This is a genomic window from Siphonobacter aquaeclarae, assembly GCF_900103285.1.
In the GTDB taxonomy this organism is placed as follows: domain Bacteria; phylum Bacteroidota; class Bacteroidia; order Cytophagales; family Spirosomataceae; genus Siphonobacter; species Siphonobacter aquaeclarae.
Genome location: NZ_FNGS01000003.1, coordinates 211708 through 227351, shown reverse-complemented (window position 1 = coordinate 227351; position 15644 = coordinate 211708). Strand labels below are relative to the sequence as shown.

The 15644-nt window shown below is 55.8% G+C and carries 11 protein-coding genes; 8 read left to right on the top strand and 3 right to left on the bottom strand.

Annotated features, from left to right (window positions below; translation table 11 throughout):
- Positions 1-68 precede the first annotated feature (68 nt).
- Genes BLR09_RS25935 through BLR09_RS08130 form a run of 7 tightly spaced genes read left to right on the top strand, consistent with a single transcriptional unit; the run spans position 69 to position 8574 of the window.
- Complete coding sequence (locus BLR09_RS25935; RefSeq protein WP_218126631.1) at positions 69-290, top strand: potassium-transporting ATPase subunit F; 222 nt, start codon at positions 69-71, stop codon at positions 288-290.
- Positions 291-293: 3 nt separating this feature from the next.
- A complete protein-coding gene (kdpA, locus tag BLR09_RS08155) occupies positions 294-2033 on the top strand; it encodes a potassium-transporting ATPase subunit KdpA (RefSeq protein ID WP_093200253.1) in 1740 nt (579 codons plus the stop codon).
- A 38-nt stretch (positions 2034-2071) separates the two neighbouring features.
- Entirely contained in the window at positions 2072-4120 is a 2049-nt protein-coding gene (gene kdpB, locus BLR09_RS08150) for a potassium-transporting ATPase subunit KdpB (protein WP_093200251.1), read from the top strand.
- Between the two features lie 11 nt (positions 4121-4131).
- Positions 4132-4677 (top strand): K(+)-transporting ATPase subunit C, encoded by a 546-nt coding sequence (gene kdpC, locus BLR09_RS08145; RefSeq protein WP_093200249.1) that lies wholly within the window; start codon positions 4132-4134, stop codon positions 4675-4677.
- A 37-nt stretch (positions 4678-4714) separates the two neighbouring features.
- Entirely contained in the window at positions 4715-5776 is a 1062-nt protein-coding gene (locus BLR09_RS08140) for a porin (RefSeq protein ID WP_093200248.1), read from the top strand.
- Positions 5777-5779: 3 nt separating this feature from the next.
- Entirely contained in the window at positions 5780-6883 is a 1104-nt protein-coding gene (locus tag BLR09_RS08135) for a histidine kinase (protein ID WP_093200247.1), read from the top strand.
- Positions 6880-8574, top strand: a complete 1695-nt coding sequence (locus tag BLR09_RS08130; RefSeq protein ID WP_093200245.1) for a HAMP domain-containing sensor histidine kinase — start codon at positions 6880-6882, stop codon at positions 8572-8574. The genes BLR09_RS08135 and BLR09_RS08130 overlap by 4 nt, the downstream gene beginning before the upstream one ends.
- A gap of 113 nt (positions 8575-8687) precedes the next feature.
- Here BLR09_RS08130 and BLR09_RS08125 read toward each other — a convergent pair whose 3' ends face one another.
- Positions 8688-9830, bottom strand: a complete 1143-nt coding sequence (locus tag BLR09_RS08125; RefSeq protein ID WP_093200239.1) for a serine hydrolase domain-containing protein — start codon at positions 9828-9830, stop codon at positions 8688-8690.
- A gap of 137 nt (positions 9831-9967) precedes the next feature.
- Here BLR09_RS08125 and BLR09_RS08120 point away from each other — a divergent pair, with 137 nt between their 5' ends.
- The gene (locus tag BLR09_RS08120) at positions 9968-10489 is read left to right on the top strand and encodes a DinB family protein (protein WP_093200237.1); all 522 of its coding nucleotides are present in this window, start codon (positions 9968-9970) and stop codon (positions 10487-10489) included.
- A 69-nt stretch (positions 10490-10558) separates the two neighbouring features.
- Here the strand turns inward: BLR09_RS08120 and BLR09_RS08115 are convergent, their stop codons facing one another.
- Positions 10559-12280 (bottom strand): RagB/SusD family nutrient uptake outer membrane protein, encoded by a 1722-nt coding sequence (locus BLR09_RS08115; protein WP_093200235.1) that lies wholly within the window; start codon positions 12278-12280, stop codon positions 10559-10561.
- Between the two features lie 2 nt (positions 12281-12282).
- Positions 12283-15561: a SusC/RagA family TonB-linked outer membrane protein gene (locus tag BLR09_RS08110; RefSeq protein WP_093200233.1), complete on the bottom strand. Its 3279-nt coding sequence runs from the start codon at positions 15559-15561 to the stop codon at positions 12283-12285.
- Positions 15562-15644: the final 83 nt, after the last annotated feature.

Here is a 15644-nt window from a genome sequence, read left to right as displayed (position 1 = left end):
TGTTTTATATCCGGCGAACAATTACACAATACACTGATATTCAGCGTGTTGATGTTTTTCTTTTCGACATGGCATGTGCCTTTCTTCTTCCGGCATGTATCACCAATTCATCACGCCATGCTTTTCACTGTTCTCTGGTTGCTGCTGGGCCTGTTTTGCTTCTGGCTCTTTTTCAAATCGGTCGAATACTTCGAAAAAATCTGATCGCCATGTTTTCCGCTCTGTTCTTTCTTTCCCTGTTGGTCTTCGGCTACATGATCTATGTGCTGCTAAAGCCTGAAAAATTCTAGAAAATGACTACTGAACTACTGGGCATCCTGTTCATTTTCGCCATGACGGTTGCCCTTTCCATTCCGCTCGGCCGTTACATGGCCCGTCTCTACGCAGGCGAATCCACTTTCCTGGATGCGGTTTTCGGTCCGATCGAACGGTTGTTTTTCCGGGCCTCCGGCATCGACGCTTCCCGGGAAATGACCTGGAAAGACCACCTCAAGGCCCTTCTGACGATCAACCTCATCTGGTTTTTGTGGGCGATGTTCGTCCTGACCAACCAAAGCTGGCTACCCTGGAACCCCGACGGCAACCCGGACATGACGCCGGACCTGGCCTTCAATACGGCGATCAGCTTTCTCGTCAACTGTAACCTTCAGCACTACTCCGGCGAAACGGGCGTCTCCTACTTCAGCCAGATCTTCTGCCTCAACTTCCTGCAGTTTGTTTCTGCCGGAACAGGTATGGCGGCCGCTGTGGTGATTTTCAAAGCGATCCGGGACCGGCAAACGACGGAGCTGGGTAACTTCTATGATTTCTTCCTGAAATCCTGTACCCGGGTACTGCTGCCGCTTTCGCTTATCGTCGCTATCGTGCTGGTATTCAACGGCACGCCGATGAACCTCGTCGGCAAGGCCGAGTATACCTCGCTTCAGGGCGATACCGTGCAGGTATCCCAGGGACCGGCCGCGGCGATGATTGCCATCAAGCACATCGGTACCAACGGCGGCGGGTATTTCGGCGCCAACTCCGCACACCCTCTCGAAAACCCGAACTACCTGACGATGATCGTCGAGCTACTGGCACAGACGGTCATTCCCCTCGGAATGATCTTTGCGATGGGCTTCTACATCCGGAACCGCCGCTTCAGCCGCATGGTCTTCGGTGTAATGACGGTCGGTTTTCTATTGCTGCTTGCGCCGACGGTCTGGAGTGAAATCCAGGGAAATCCGGCGATCGACCGCCTCGGTATCGCACAAACGCACGGCGCGATGGAAGGGAAGGAAGTACGGTTCGGCGCGACGGCCTCCGCGTACTGGTCCATCATCACCACGGTTATCTCCACCGGTTCAGTCAACAGCATGCACGACAGTACCATGCCGCTTTCCGGCGCGATGGAGCTGCTCAGTATGATGACCAACGCCTTTTACGGAGGCTGCGGCGCGGGTATCCTCAACTTCTACATCTTCATCATTCTGGCGGTATTTATTTCCGGATTGATGGTTGGCCGGACGCCCGAATTCATGGGTAAGAAAGTAGAAGCCCGCGAGATGAAAATCGCGATGATCGTCGCCCTCGTTCACCCGCTGATGATCATGACCGGTACGGCGATTGCCAGCTACCTCGCTTCGGCCGACGCCAACATGGGCTGGTGGTTTGTCAATGCGGAGGGACAGCCGAATCACGCAACCGCCTGGCTCAACAACCCCGGTTTCCACGGATTTTCCGAAATGCTGTATGAATTTACTTCTTCCTCCGCAAACAACGGCTCGGGCTTTGAAGGCCTCGGCGATAACAATCCGTTCTGGAATATTTCGACCGGTATCTGCCTGATCCTCACCCGCTTTCTTCCCATCATCGGGCCTGTGGCCATTGCCGGTCTGCTGGCTTCCAAAAAATACATTCCCGAATCGGCGGGTACGCTCCGTACCGACACCGGAACCTTCGGCATCATGGTCTTCGCGGTCATCGTGATCCTCGCAGCCCTGTCGTTCTTCCCGGCCCTTGCACTTGGTCCTCTCGCTGAATATTTCTCACTCTAACAAACGGAAGGCGGCGATTTCCGCTCTCCTCCACTGAAATGAGTACTTCCTCCACCCGGCTTTTCGAACCTGCACTGGTTCGCACAGCCATCCGGCAATCCTTCCTGAAGCTGAACCCGCGGGTACAGTTCCGGAACCCGGTCATGTTTACTGTTGAACTCGGGACGATCGTCATGCTGGCCGTTACCCTGTATGTCGCCTTTACCGGTGACCAGTCCCAGGGTTCTCTGGCCTATAACCTGCTCGTTTTTCTGATTCTGCTCCTGACAGTCCTCTTCGCCAACTTCGCCGAAGCCATCGCGGAGGCACGGGGTAAGGCACAGGCCGATAGCCTCCGGAAAACCCGGGAAGAAACCCCCGCCAAACTCGTCCAGACCGTCGGGGAAATGTACCTCAACGAAGTCAAGACCGTACCTTCCTCCCAGCTCCGGAAAGGCGACGTATTTCTCTGCGAAACCGGCGATATCATCCCGTCCGACGGTGAAATCATCGAAGGCATTGCGACGATCGACGAATCGGCTATTACCGGCGAATCGGCCCCGGTCATCCGGGAAGCAGGCGGCGACCGGTCGAGTGTCACCGGCGGTACGAAAGTACTGTCTGACCAGATCAAGGTACTTGTCACCACACAACCCGGTGAAAGCTTCCTCGACAAGATGATCGCGCTTGTAGAAGGCGCGTCCCGCCAGAAAACGCCGAACGAAATCGCGCTGACCATCCTCCTTGCCGGATTTACGCTGGTCTTTGTGATAGTCTGTGTGACGCTGAAGCCCTTCGCGGACTATGCGCAGACGCCGATTCCGATCGCTGCCTTCATCTCACTTTTCGTCTGCCTCATTCCGACCACTATCGGCGGACTTCTTTCCGCCATCGGGATTGCGGGGATGGACCGGGCACTCCGCGCCAACGTGATTACCAAATCCGGCCGTGCCGTTGAAACAGCGGGCGACGTAGACACCCTGCTGCTCGATAAAACGGGTACCATTACCCTTGGCAACCGCCGCGCGACGCACTTCTGGCCCGCACCCGGCGTCCGGGAAGAAGCGTTCTCCGAAATCGCGTTGCTGTCCTCCCTGGCTGATGAAACGCCGGAAGGGAAGTCTATCGTTGAGCTGGCCCGCCAGCAGGGCGCGAAAGCGACCCTCCCCGAAGGTGTGCAGCTCATCAAGTTCACCGCTGAAACCCGCTCGTCGGGTATCAACCTGCCGTCTGGTGAAAGTATCCGCAAGGGCGCGCAGGACGCTATCCGGAATATGCTGAAGCGAAACGGGCAGTCTTTCCCGTCGGAAGTAAGTGATCGGGTGCGCACCATTGCGGGCAACGGCGGTACGCCGCTGGTTGTGGCCCGCAACGAAGACGTACAAGGCGTCATCGAACTCCAGGATATCATCAAACCCGGTATGCAGGAGCGGTTTGAACGCCTCCGGAAGATGGGCGTGAAAACGGTAATGGTGACGGGCGACAACCCGCTGACTGCCGAGTATATCGCCCGGAAAGCAGGGGTGGACGACTTCATCGCCGAAGCCAAACCCGAAGACAAAATGCAGTACATCCGTACCGAACAGGCGCAGGGTAAGCTGGTAGCCATGATGGGCGACGGTACCAACGACGCGCCGGCGCTGGCCCAGGCCGACGTGGGAGTAGCCATGAACTCCGGTACTCAAGCGGCGAAAGAGGCCGGTAACATGGTCGACCTCGACAACGATCCTACCAAGCTCATCGAAATCGTCGAAATCGGAAAGCAGTTGCTCATGACGCGCGGTACGCTGACGACCTTTTCCATCGCCAATGACGTCGCGAAGTACTTCGCCATTGTTCCCGCGCTGTTCATCCTCAGCATACCGGGTTTGCAGAAGCTGAATATCATGGGATTGCACAGCCCTGAGTCGGCTATTCTCTCAGCTGTTATCTTCAACGCCATCGTAATTCCCCTGCTGATTCCGCTCGCGCTGAAAGGGGTTACCTATAAGCCGATCGGAGCGAGTGCGCTCCTGCGGCGTAACCTGTTTATCTATGGCCTCGGCGGCGTGGTAGTACCCTTTATCGGTATCAAGATTATTGACCTGGTCGTTTCCCTCTTCTTTTAAATTTTCCGGATATGAAAACGCATTTCTGGCCGGCGCTGAAGCTGACCGCCTTTTCGATTCTCTTTTTTAGTGTGGTATATCCTGCGATTGTCTGGGCAGTGGCTCAGCTGAGTCCTACCGGCGGCAACGTAGAATGGGTGAAAAAAGGCGACCAGGTCGTAGGCGCGAAGCTCCTCGGGCAGTCGTTCACGGACGAGCGCTTTTTTCTGGGACGGCCCTCTGCCGTCGGGTACAATGCGGCCGGATCGGCCGGGTCCAACAAAGGTCCGTCCAACCCCGACTACCTGAAGGAAGTACAGGCGCGGATCGATACTTTCCTGGTACATAATCCCGGCGTCAAACGGTCGGATGTACCTGCCGACCTCGTCACGGCTTCCGGTTCAGGCCTCGATCCGGATATCTCGCCTGAAGCAGCGCTTGTTCAGGTACCGCGTATCGCCCGTTTGCGCGGTGTTTCACCCGAAAAATTACAAAAACTGGTCGAAGCGCATACCAGCCGTTCGGCTATCGGCGGCGTCGCTACGGTCAATGTACTCGAACTGAATCTTGCTTTATAAGTCGCTTTTTTCGCTTGAATTTTCTTCTTTTCCCATTATGAAAGTGCTCCGAATGTTGGGTATTACCTGCCTGCTGGCAGGCGTTTCGCAGGCGGCGATGGCTCAGGCTGATTCTTCCCTGACCTTCAGCGGCTATGCTGAAGTGTATTACAACTACGATTTCAACCGGCCAACCAACCACCTGAGCGACGGCTTTCTGTACAACTTCAACCGGCACAACGAACTGAACCTGAACCTGGCTATGGTGAAGGCCGCGTATCAGACCGACCGCATCCGGGGGAACATCGGTCTCATGGCCGGGACCTATGCCCAGTATAACCTCGCTGCCGAACCGGAACTTCTCCGGCATGTATGGGAGGCAAACGTGGGCGTACGCCTGGCGAAAGACCTCTGGCTCGACGCCGGGATTATGCCTTCCCACATCGGATTTGAAAGTGCTGTCGGAAAAGATAACTGGACCCTGAGCCGCAGTCTGCTCGCCGAGAACTCCCCCTACTACGAAGCCGGCGCGAAGCTCTCCTATGCCACCGGAAACTGGCAGTTCAGCGCGTTGTACCTCAACGGTTGGCAGCGCATTCAACGCGTCTCCGGCAATCAGACGCCGGCCTTCGGCTGGCAGGTACAATTCAAGCCAAACGACAAGGTAACGCTGAATTCCAGCAGTTTCATCGGCAGCGACAAGCCGGATTCCACCCGGCAGATGCGGTATTTTCACAACCTGTATGCCGTCGTCAAACTATCGGATCGCTGGGGCGTGACGGCGGCCTTTGACATCGGTATCCAGCAGCAAAGCAAGGGCAGCAGCACCTATGACGCCTGGTACTCGCCCATCGCCATTGTCCGGTATCAGTGGACCGACCGCCTCGCGCTGGCAGGCCGGGTGGAGTACTATCAGGATAAAAAAGGAGTTATCATTTCGTCACCGGCGCCGTTTGCGGTCTGGGGATACTCTCTGAATGCCGACTACCGCTTCACCGACCATGTACTGGCGCGCATGGAGGGCCGGGTACTCAACAGCAAAGAAGCTGTCTTCCAGAAAGATGGCGGGGTGGCCTCTTCGAATACCAGTCTGAAAACCTCTCTCTGTTTTTCGTTCTGATCAATGGAAAACTCGCACTTTCTCGAACTCCTCCAACGATCCCGCCGGGGCAAGTTCAAGGTCTATATCGGGATGAGTGCCGGCGTAGGGAAATCCTTCCGGATGCTCCAGGAGGCGCATACCCTGCTCCGCAACGGGGTGGATGTACAGATCGGCTTTATAGAAACGCACGGCCGGAAAGAAACGGAAGCCCTGGTAGAGGGGCTTCCGGTCATTCCGCGCCGGCGTGTTTTTTACAAGGGAAAAGAGCTGGAAGAAATGGACCTCGCCGCCATTCTGACAGCAAGGCCGGAGGTGGTGCTGGTCGACGAGCTCGCCCACACCAACATTCCCGGAAGTAAAAATGAAAAGCGCTGGCAGGACGTCTTCGAAATCCTGGATCAGGGCATCAGCGTGATTTCGGCGGTTAATGTCCAGCATCTCGAGAGCCTCAATGAAGAAGCCGAGCGGATATCCGGCATCCGGATTTCGGAGCGGATACCGGATCAGGTACTGCACGCCGCCGACGAAGTAGTCAACATCGACCTTACGGCCGATGAGCTCATCACCCGCCTCCGGGAAGGCAAGATCTATCATCCTGAAAAAGTCGCCCAGGCCCTCCAGAACTTCTTCCAGTCGGAAAAAATCCTGCAACTGCGGGAGCTTGCCCTACGGGAAGTAGCGTCGCAGGTGGAGCGGAAAATCGAGCAGGAGCTGCCCGGTACGGCGGCTCCCGAGCGTTTTCTGGCCTGTGTCAGCTCCTCGCATGAGACGGCCCGGCGGATTATCCGCAAAACGGCCCGCCTCGCCAGCTACTACCACGCGCAGTGGTTCCTGCTTTACGTACACACCCCGCGGGAGAATCAAAACAACATACCCCTGGCCTTGCAGCGGCATTTAATCAATAACTTCAAGCTCGCAACGGAGCTGGGCGCGGAGGTCATTCAGGTACACGAAGCGGACATCGCCGGTACCATCACCGCCACTGCCGAAAAATACGCCATTACCACCGTCTGCATCGGGAAACCGCATATCAGCCTGTTTCAGGTTATTCTGCGGACCAGCCTCTTCAACCGGTTGCTGAAAAAGCTCGGGGAATCGGATATCGACCTGATTATATTATCATGAAACTGAAGGCAAAGCTTTCCCTGGGATTCTGGTTTCTGTTCCTCGTAGTCGCGATGCTCGGAGGACTGGGCGTTTATTTTCTGCGGGAACTGGCAAACGACTCCCAGGACATTCTGAAGGCCAACTACGAGTCACTCGAGTACGTCGAACAGATGAACCAGTTTATCGACGACCGGGAGGCGGGGTTGCCGACGACGGACTACGACCGCTTCGAGCAATCGCTCGCCCGGCAGGAGCACAACGGCACCGAGGTGGGCGAGAACGATCTTTCCCGCCGCGTCCGGCTGGGTTTCGACCGGTGGAAGCAGGATACGAGCCAGTTTTTCCCGCTGAAATCCCTGCGGGAGCCGCTTCACCGCATCGCGGAGCTCAACCGGCAGGCCATCTTCCGGAAAAATAAAACGGCACAGGATACCGCGCAGACCGCGCTGGTGCTGCTGACGTGTATTGCGACGTTGTGTATCCTGGTGACCTTTTCCCTCGCCATCAACGTCCCTTCTTTTATCGCCAACCCCATCCGGGAGCTCACGGAAAAAATCAAGGAAGTAGCCGCCCGGAACTACGCCACGCGGCTGGGCTACCGGTCGGACGACGAGTTCGGCGAACTCGCCCAGGCCTTCAATACCATGGCGCAGAAACTGGATCAGTGGGAGAACAGCAACCTGGCCAAGCTTCAGTTTGAGAAAAGACGCATTGAAACCGTCATCGCCTCGATGCCGGAAGCCATCATCGGGCTGGATGAAAAGCGGGTTATTCTCTTTGTCAACGACCTGGCTCTGTCGCTGCTCGGGATGAAGGAGCCGGAACTCGTCGGGAAATACGCGCCCGATGTAGCCGTGCGAAACGATCTTCTCCGGACGCTTTTGCAGGAAAAACGGGACGAGCTCAAGATTGTCGTGGATGGCCAGGAAGCCTTTTTCACACGGGAAACGCAGGTCGTACGGAGCGGCGACAAGCCCATCGGCGAGGTATTGCTGCTCCGGAATGTCACCCGGTTTCATGACCTCGACCAAGCCAAAACGCATTTCATCGCGACGGTCTCCCACGAACTCAAAACGCCTATTTCAGCGATCAAGATGAGTTTGCAATTGCTGGAAGATTCGCGCGTGGGGTCGCTCAACGACGACCAGCAGCAGCTCATCTCCAGTATCCAGGCAGATACCCAGCGCCTGCTGCGCATCACGGGCGAACTGCTGGAACTATCCCAGGTGGAAACCGGGAATATTCAGTTGCAGATCGGGCCGGTGGATGCCCGCCGGATCGTCTCCCTCGCCCTCGACAGCGTGCGGAGTACCGCCGGCCAGAAGCAGGTAATACTCGACGCCGCCCTGCCCGACCAGCCGGTACCGGTACTCGCCGATCCCGAAAAAACAGCCTGGGTACTCATTAATTTCCTGACCAACGCTATCCGGTACAGTCCCGAGCAAAGTACTGTTTCGCTGACTATTACCCTGGAAAAGGACGGCGTGGTATTCTCCGTTACCGACAAAGGGCGGGGTATTGAAGCCCAGTACATCACGCGCATTTTTGACCGGTATTTCCAGATACCCGACGGCCACGGCAAAACCGGCACAGGTCTTGGCCTCGCTATCGCCAAAGACTTCATCGAAGCCCAGGGCGGCAGCATTTCCGCCCAAAGCGAAGGCCTCGGCTATGGCAGCACGTTTCGGTTTAAGGTGCCGGGGGCGTGAAGATGGCGGTCGGCTTTCGGCTTTAAGCAATCGGCTTTAAGCTGTAGGCTTTAAGCTATAAGCAGCTCGCCACCGAATGCGAGCCTATAGCTTAAAGCCTACGGCTTATCGCCTTAAAACAACAAATCAAACGTCTCCTTCGCATTCAACACCTTCACCGCCGCGGGGGACCAGCTATTGAGCAGGATCACCATCGTTACTTTCTGGGAAGGCAGGTAGAAGGCTTTGCCGACGAAACCGTGGACGTGGCCGTCGTGACCGAGGGCAGTACCCTTGTTCGTTTCGATTTTCATCAGGCCCAGTCCATAGCCTTTGTAGTAGAGCAGGTCCTCTGTCAGGTCTTCGGGATTAATGGGCTGGAAGGTCTGCATTTGCGCGAGGGAGCTGGCCGACAGTACTTTACCGGTCAGCAGCGCTTCCAGAAAATGGGCAATATCTTCGGATGTAGCGATCATACCCCCGTCGAGTGCGCCTTCACCACCTACCGCCGCGTTATCCAGAGCGGTTACATCGGCGGCGTTCGAACCGTTTTCCGCTTCGCTGTAATAGGCTTTGGTGAGGGTGGTCGGGGTTGCAGTACCCGGGAACGTATTTTTCAGGTTGAGGGGAGTGATGATTTTTTCCCGGACCACATCGTAGGCCGGTTTACCGGTCGCATGACTGATGACGGACGAAAGCAGCAGGTAATTGGAGTTGCAATACTTCGAGCCTTTGCCGGGAGTGGCATATGCGGGCTTGTCGTAGATAAACTGGAGATTGCGCTCGGCGGAAAACCGGGAGATGGTCCCGTTCATGATGCCGACGAATACGTCTTCGGTCAGGTATTCGGCCACACCGGAGGTATGGTTCAGGCATTGTTCGATCGTGATGTCGTTGCCGTTGGCAATCCGGCCGGTGATGGATGCGGGGATGTACTTGCTGATTTTATCCTTGATATTCAGGACTTTTTCTTCCTGTAATTTCAGGATCGTTGCCATCGCAAATAGTTTGGTCATACTGCCGATGCGAAGGGTATTTTCGGGCTTCAGAACCGTATTACCCTGGACGTCGGCCTTCCCGCCGGCGCCGGTCCAGGTACCCTGCGGAGAAATGACGGTTACGCTGACACCTGTAGCGCCAGCCTGTAGAAACTTGTCGACAATACGCTGGTACTTCCAGCTATTCGGGCCGGGAGAAGGTTCGGAATCTTTGTGACAGGATACAGCAAACAGAAGGGGAAGAATGTACAAAAAGGTTTTCAGGGTTCGTGTTTTCATGACTTTGCGTTGAGTTGTGTATTTTCGACGTAGTGACAACCCACCGACCCGTTACCCTAATTTTTTTTGATTTTTTACCACACCTGACCCATCGCCGGAGATATGCTGCAAACCGCAACTCTCCCGATTCCGGTACTATGAAAACTCCTATCGAAGCCCTCCGGCAGCAATTCAACGAGACCATCGGTCAATGGATCGGTTTTCTCGATCACTACACCCTCGCGCAGTTGCAGTACCGGCCGTCGGAAGAGGCCTGGTCGCTCGGGCAGGTGTACGTGCACCTCATCGAGGATACCGAATATTTTGTTGAACAGATCATCACGGCGATGGGAAGTGGCACCGAACATGCCACCGAGCCCATGCACCCGGAAGCCAAACGCTTCTTTGCCGCCAATGCCTTTCCGGATCTGAAAATCGAAAACCCTTACAACCGCCTGGACCTGCCGCAACCGGCCAGTACCGAAGAACTCCGGGTACGGTTGGTCCGCATACGCGACCGCGTCAACGGCCTGACCGAAGAACCCGCTTTTTCCACTTCCGTCGGAAAAACAGCCCATCCCGGTCTCCGGTACTTCAGCGCGCAGGAATGGCTTCAGTTTGCGGAAATGCATCTCCGCCATCACCTCCGCCAAAAAGACCGGATCAGCGGCATGCTATAAAAAAGTAACCGTGTTGTCGGGTCGGCGCCAGCGCCGACCCGACAACACGGTCGTTTTCCGTGGCCCGGATCAGTATCCGGGATTCTGCTTGAGTTGGGTAGAGACGTTGAGGACGTTTTGTCCGATACAGAAAATAGCCGTATGATCGTCGGCATCCGGCTGCTTGTCCCACCAGGTACCGGAGTTGAATACGCCCCAGCGGATGAGGTCGGTACGCCGGCGGCCTTCCACCAGAAACTCGCGGCCCCATTCATCGATCATTTCCTGGTCGTTGAGCTGGCTACCGTCGGCCTTGTACAGGCTTGGCGAGCCGACCGGATAGTTCCGCGCCCGAACAGTATTGAGGAGCGTTGCGGCAGCGGCCTTGTCGCCCGCCCGGTACTTGCACTCTGCCAGGGAATAGTAAATCTCCGCGAGCCGGATTTCCGCATACGCCGAAGTGATCTTGTTGGCATCGGTACTCGGGTAGTACGGGTACTTCACCGGGAAAATGCCGGAGTTATGGTCGGCGTGGTTCATGTTCGACTCCTTGTCGGCGATCACCGTACCCGGTTTGGCATTGAGGAACATCCCGACCTGATCCCGGAAATACAGCGGGTACGGGCCTTTGTTTCCGCGAACGGTATCCGGCTGGCCCTTTGCGTTGGTATACAGCAGGTATCCGGAGAGAAACATGCCTTCACGCTTGCTGTCGCCGAGGTTTTTATAGTTTTTGAACCGCAAATCATCCGGGTACTTCGCGAATTTCAGGTACGGCTTTCCGAGGGAAAAAGTATACTCTTTTCCGTCTATGTCGCGGCCCGGCTGAAGGGCATATTTCGGGTTGGCGGTTCCGAAATCGGTGAATCCGAAGTAGAAAGTCGCCTGGTACGGAAGCATCCAGAAATACATTCCCGAATCATACTGCCAGTGCGTCAGGGCAAAGCTTCCCGGGAAACCGAAAATCGTTTCGTTGCCGTTGGGATTGGTATAATCAAACGGCGCGTCCCAGCGGGTTTCCAGCGCATACTTGCCATACTTTCCGGCGAGGATATCCTGGCATACCGTCGCGCAATCGGCGAAACGATCCGTGCCGGTATAAACCTTGGCGTTGAGGTACAGACGCACGAGGAGAGAGGCGGCGCCGGCTTGTGTCCAGCGACCCGACGACTGCCCGGCGAGGCTTTCCCGGGTGGGCAGTTTCGGAAGAGCTTCTTTCAATTCCTGCTCGATGTAGGCGAACGTTTCCTGCGGCGGCGATTGCGGACCGCCCTGAGACTGCCCTTTCACTTTTTTCACAAGGACAATATTCCGGTAGAAGTCAAACAGGCGCAGGTTGAGCCAGGCACGGAGTACGCGGAGCTCGGCGATCATGCCGTCGAGTTCGGCCCGGGTCATTTCAAACTTGTCCGGATTCTGAATGGCTTCGAGGTCTTCGAGCGAGTTGGTAGCGAGGTTAACGCCCTGATAAAGAGCGTTCCAGGCATCGCTGGTGTAGTTGTCATTAGGCGTCCAGGTGTGGTAGTGCACACGCTGGTACTGCCCGCCGTCGAACCAGTCGCCCTGCCGGTTCGGCGTCATGAGTTCGTCGGTACTGTTTTCCTGCAACATAAACGTCGCGCCGCCCTGAATGCTCCAGTAGCTGTGTTCGAAGGCCCGGAGAAAGTCCCGGATAACGTCCTGCCTGGTCTGGAGGAAGTTCCCGGAGGTAATCCGGTCGTACAGTACTTCGTCGAGGTTGGTGCAACCGGCAGCCAGCAACATCGCCATGCCGCAGAACGCTCCTCCTGCTATTTTTTTGAAAGATTTCATCGTCAGAGTGTCAATTGAATGCCGCCGATCAACTGGGTCGTGGCCGGATAATAGGAAAGTGAATTATTGATGCCAGGATTCAGGCCGTTTACCTGCACGAGATCCGGATCACCGCCGGTGTACCGGGTGAACGTCTTCAGGTTCCGGGTAGTCGCGTAAAGGCGTACCGATTTCAGGAATTTGAAGTGCAGCGGCTGGGTAAAGCTCAGCGTCACGTTGTCAACTTTCACGAACGAGCCTGCTTCGAGGAAGTAATCGGAAAGAGAGGAGTACGTCGCCGGATTGGTCAGCTTCGAGTACTTGCCGCCGTCATATGCCGAGGTCAGCACGTTGGCGTTCTGCTGCGTGGCCGGTGTTCCGATGTAAAAGGCGTAGGTGTTGAAGAGCTTGTACCCGAACGTTCCGCGGAGGAATACCGTCAGGTCCCACTTCCCGTAATGCAGGGAGTTGTTGAGGCTGGCGGTAAACTGCGGCAGACCGTTTCCGACAAACTGCTTGTCGTCGTTCGTCGCCTTATTCGCCGCGATTACTTCACCCTTTTTGTTGTACACCTGCAGCGCGCCGGTCTGGTCCACACCGGCCGATCTCAGCATGTAGAAGCTCCCGATACGGGTACCTTCCTGCAACCGCTGGATGTTTCCGGGGCTGCCGGGAGCGGGCATACCCACCACGTCGACGTACGTCTGACCCTTGTAGGCTTCGTTCGAAAACGACACAAATTTGTTGCTGTTCGTCGCCCCGGCAAAGCTCACCTGGTAGGTAAATTTCTTGTTGCTGACGACCATCGCGTTCAGTTGAATCTCCAGGCCGGAGTTTTTCATCGTACCGACGTTCGCGAACGTAGATCCCTGTACGTTGGGCGGGTTGGGTACGGCATAGGAACCCAGCAGATCCTTGTTCGTCCGGATGTAGTAGTTCAAACTTCCCGTAAGGCGGCTGTCTTTGAAGAGGTCAAAATCCACCCCTACGTTGAAGTTGAGCGCCTTTTCCCAGCGGAGGTTGTAATTGGTATTCTGGCTCGGGCCCCATACCTGATACGAGGTACCGTTGTACGGGTAATAGCCATAACCGCTGTAGGTATCGAGCGACAGGTAGTTTCCGAAATCCTGGTTGCCGGTTTCGCCATAGTCAGCCCGGAGTTTCAGTTCGTTAATCCAGGAAACACCTTTTGCGAAGTTTTCCTCGCTCAGCCGCCAGCCTGCAGACGCCGCCGGGAAATACCCCCACTTGTTGTCATATCCGAACTTGGATGACCCCTCGCGGCGGAGACTCGCCGAAAGGAAATACTTCTGGTTGAAATCATAGTTCACCCGTCCGAAGAAGCCAACCAGTTTGGAGCTGTTTTTGTAGGAGCTCACCCCGTTGATCCCCTTCTCCAGGTTCCAGAGACCTGTTCCGAGGTTATTGTAAGTCAGGGCATTGGAAGGAAAATTCTCGTTCGAAGCGCCAAAACCGGAGCTGGTAAAAAGCTGGTAGGAATACCCCGCCAGGGCTTTCACCGAGTGCTTGCCGAATTCCTGCGCATAGTTGCCGGTCCATTCGAAACTCTTCTGATCATTCTCGTCCAGTCCCTGCGATGCATTGTTCCGGCCGTTTCCGTTGATGATCGTCGTCAGCGTAGACGGTTGGAAAGACATATTCCGCACGGAAGACGTCACCTGACCCACCGTCACCAGCGTATTCAGGTTGTCCGTCAGATTGAGTTTGAAGGACCCGTTGATATCGAGGTATTTCCGTTCTGCCTGCGCGACGACCTCCTTGGCATTTTCAACCGGGTTATTCGCAAAAAAGCCCGTCGTAATGTAGACATACCGGCCGTTCTGGTCGTAAATCGGCTGCGTTGGATTTAGCGTGAGCGCGTAGTTGAATCCGCTGTAATCTGCCGAGTTGGTCCGGGCATAGCGCGGCGCGGCGGTAAACGTAAGGGCGTAGAGGTTGTTCTGGGAGGTGTGGTTGATATTCACCCGACCACCATATTCTTCTTTGGAAGAGCGCAGGTCGATCCCCCGGGCGTTCCGGTAGTCGAGCGAGGTGAAATAATTCGTTTTTCCGTTTCCGCCTGAAAACTGCAGGGTATGTTTCTGGGAGAATACCGGCGCCTGACTGACGGCCTTGAGCCAGTTGGTATTTCCGCCGAGGTCCACGCCCCGCTTGTTGGCCAGAAACTGCTCCTTGCTCAAAACGGGCAGGGTATTCGTCAGGTAGTCAAACGAGCCGTATCCGTCGTAAAAAATCCGGGACTGTTCGGAACCCCGTTTCGTCGTGATGACGATGACCCCGTTGCTGCCGCGCGTTCCGTAGATCGCGGAGGCGGCGCCGCCTTTCAGCACATCGATCGATTCGATTTCATTCTGGTTGATGTTATCGAGGTTACCTCCCGGAATACCGTTGATAACAAACAGCGGTCCGAGCCCGGCGCTTCTCGACGATACCCCGCGCAGCTGAATACTGGGCGTAGAGTTCGGATCAGCGGCAGCCGTATTCGTTACCGACAACCCCGCAACTTTTCCCTGAATCGCCATCAGCGGACTGTTGGCGCCTACCTGCAGGAGGTCTTTCGAGGAAAGGTGCGTCACGGCACTGGAAATTTCCTTCCGGCTCAGGGTACCGTATCCCACAACCACTACTTCCTGAATCGAGCGGACAGCAACTTTCAGGTGTACGTTCAGTTCCCGCTGCGTCGTCACCGGAATTTCTTCCGTCTGAAAGCCTACGAAGCTGAATACGAGCGTCTGCGCACCTTCCGGAATACTCAGCCGGTAATTCCCGTTTTTGTCGGTCATGGTACCGCGCGTGGTGCCTTTGAGCAGGATGTTCACGCCCGGAAGCGGTTCGTCTTTTTCATCCCGGACGCTGCCGGATATCGGGCGGTCTTCCGCCGGAATTTCCATGGCTTCGGCGGGGTGGGGCGGTTGAAAGCCCATTCCGGGACCTTTTGACCGGACCAGAATAATCTGCTGACCCGTAACGGTATAGCTCACATCCAGCGGGGTAAGCAACTGCTCCAGTACTTCATGCAACGGCTTTGACTGTACGCTGAGCGATACCGCATGATGCGGCGGAACGACCTGCGGGCTGTAGGAAAACCGAACGTTAAGCGACTTTTCGATCAGCTTGAGAACGTTTTTCAGGCTCTCGTTCCGGACGTTGAGCGACAGCCGCTGCGTCAGTACTTCCTGCGCGGCGGCACGATGCGCCCAGGAAACGGAGACCAGCAGCGACGCCAGGAGTACCTGGATGAAGGCTATTCTCAAATAGTTGTGAAAAGGAGGTTTTTTCATTCGTAATCGATCTGGAGGTTATTTGGGATAAGTCGGGCACACGATTTCCCTGCCGGCCCTGCGCAGGCTGGTCGTAATAAGTC

What these genes read in the sequence shown, in the direction of transcription:
- BLR09_RS08135 (WP_093200247.1), top strand. Translation starts at nt 5,780, where the DNA reads ATGGAAAACTCGCACTTTCTCGAACTCCTCCAACGATCCCGCCGGGGC.
- BLR09_RS25935 (WP_218126631.1), top strand. Translation starts at nt 69, where the DNA reads ATGGCATGTGCCTTTCTTCTTCCGGCATGTATCACCAATTCATCACGC.
- BLR09_RS08130 (WP_093200245.1), top strand. Translation starts at nt 6,880, where the DNA reads ATGAAACTGAAGGCAAAGCTTTCCCTGGGATTCTGGTTTCTGTTCCTC.
- BLR09_RS08115 (WP_093200235.1), bottom strand. Translation starts at nt 12,280, where the DNA reads ATGAAATCTTTCAAAAAAATAGCAGGAGGAGCGTTCTGCGGCATGGCG.
- kdpC (WP_093200249.1), top strand. Translation starts at nt 4,132, where the DNA reads ATGAAAACGCATTTCTGGCCGGCGCTGAAGCTGACCGCCTTTTCGATT.
- BLR09_RS08110 (WP_093200233.1), bottom strand. Translation starts at nt 15,561, where the DNA reads ATGAAAAAACCTCCTTTTCACAACTATTTGAGAATAGCCTTCATCCAG.
- kdpA (WP_093200253.1), top strand. Translation starts at nt 294, where the DNA reads ATGACTACTGAACTACTGGGCATCCTGTTCATTTTCGCCATGACGGTT.
- kdpB (WP_093200251.1), top strand. Translation starts at nt 2,072, where the DNA reads ATGAGTACTTCCTCCACCCGGCTTTTCGAACCTGCACTGGTTCGCACA.
- BLR09_RS08140 (WP_093200248.1), top strand. Translation starts at nt 4,715, where the DNA reads ATGAAAGTGCTCCGAATGTTGGGTATTACCTGCCTGCTGGCAGGCGTT.
- BLR09_RS08120 (WP_093200237.1), top strand. Translation starts at nt 9,968, where the DNA reads ATGAAAACTCCTATCGAAGCCCTCCGGCAGCAATTCAACGAGACCATC.
- BLR09_RS08125 (WP_093200239.1), bottom strand. Translation starts at nt 9,830, where the DNA reads ATGAAAACACGAACCCTGAAAACCTTTTTGTACATTCTTCCCCTTCTG.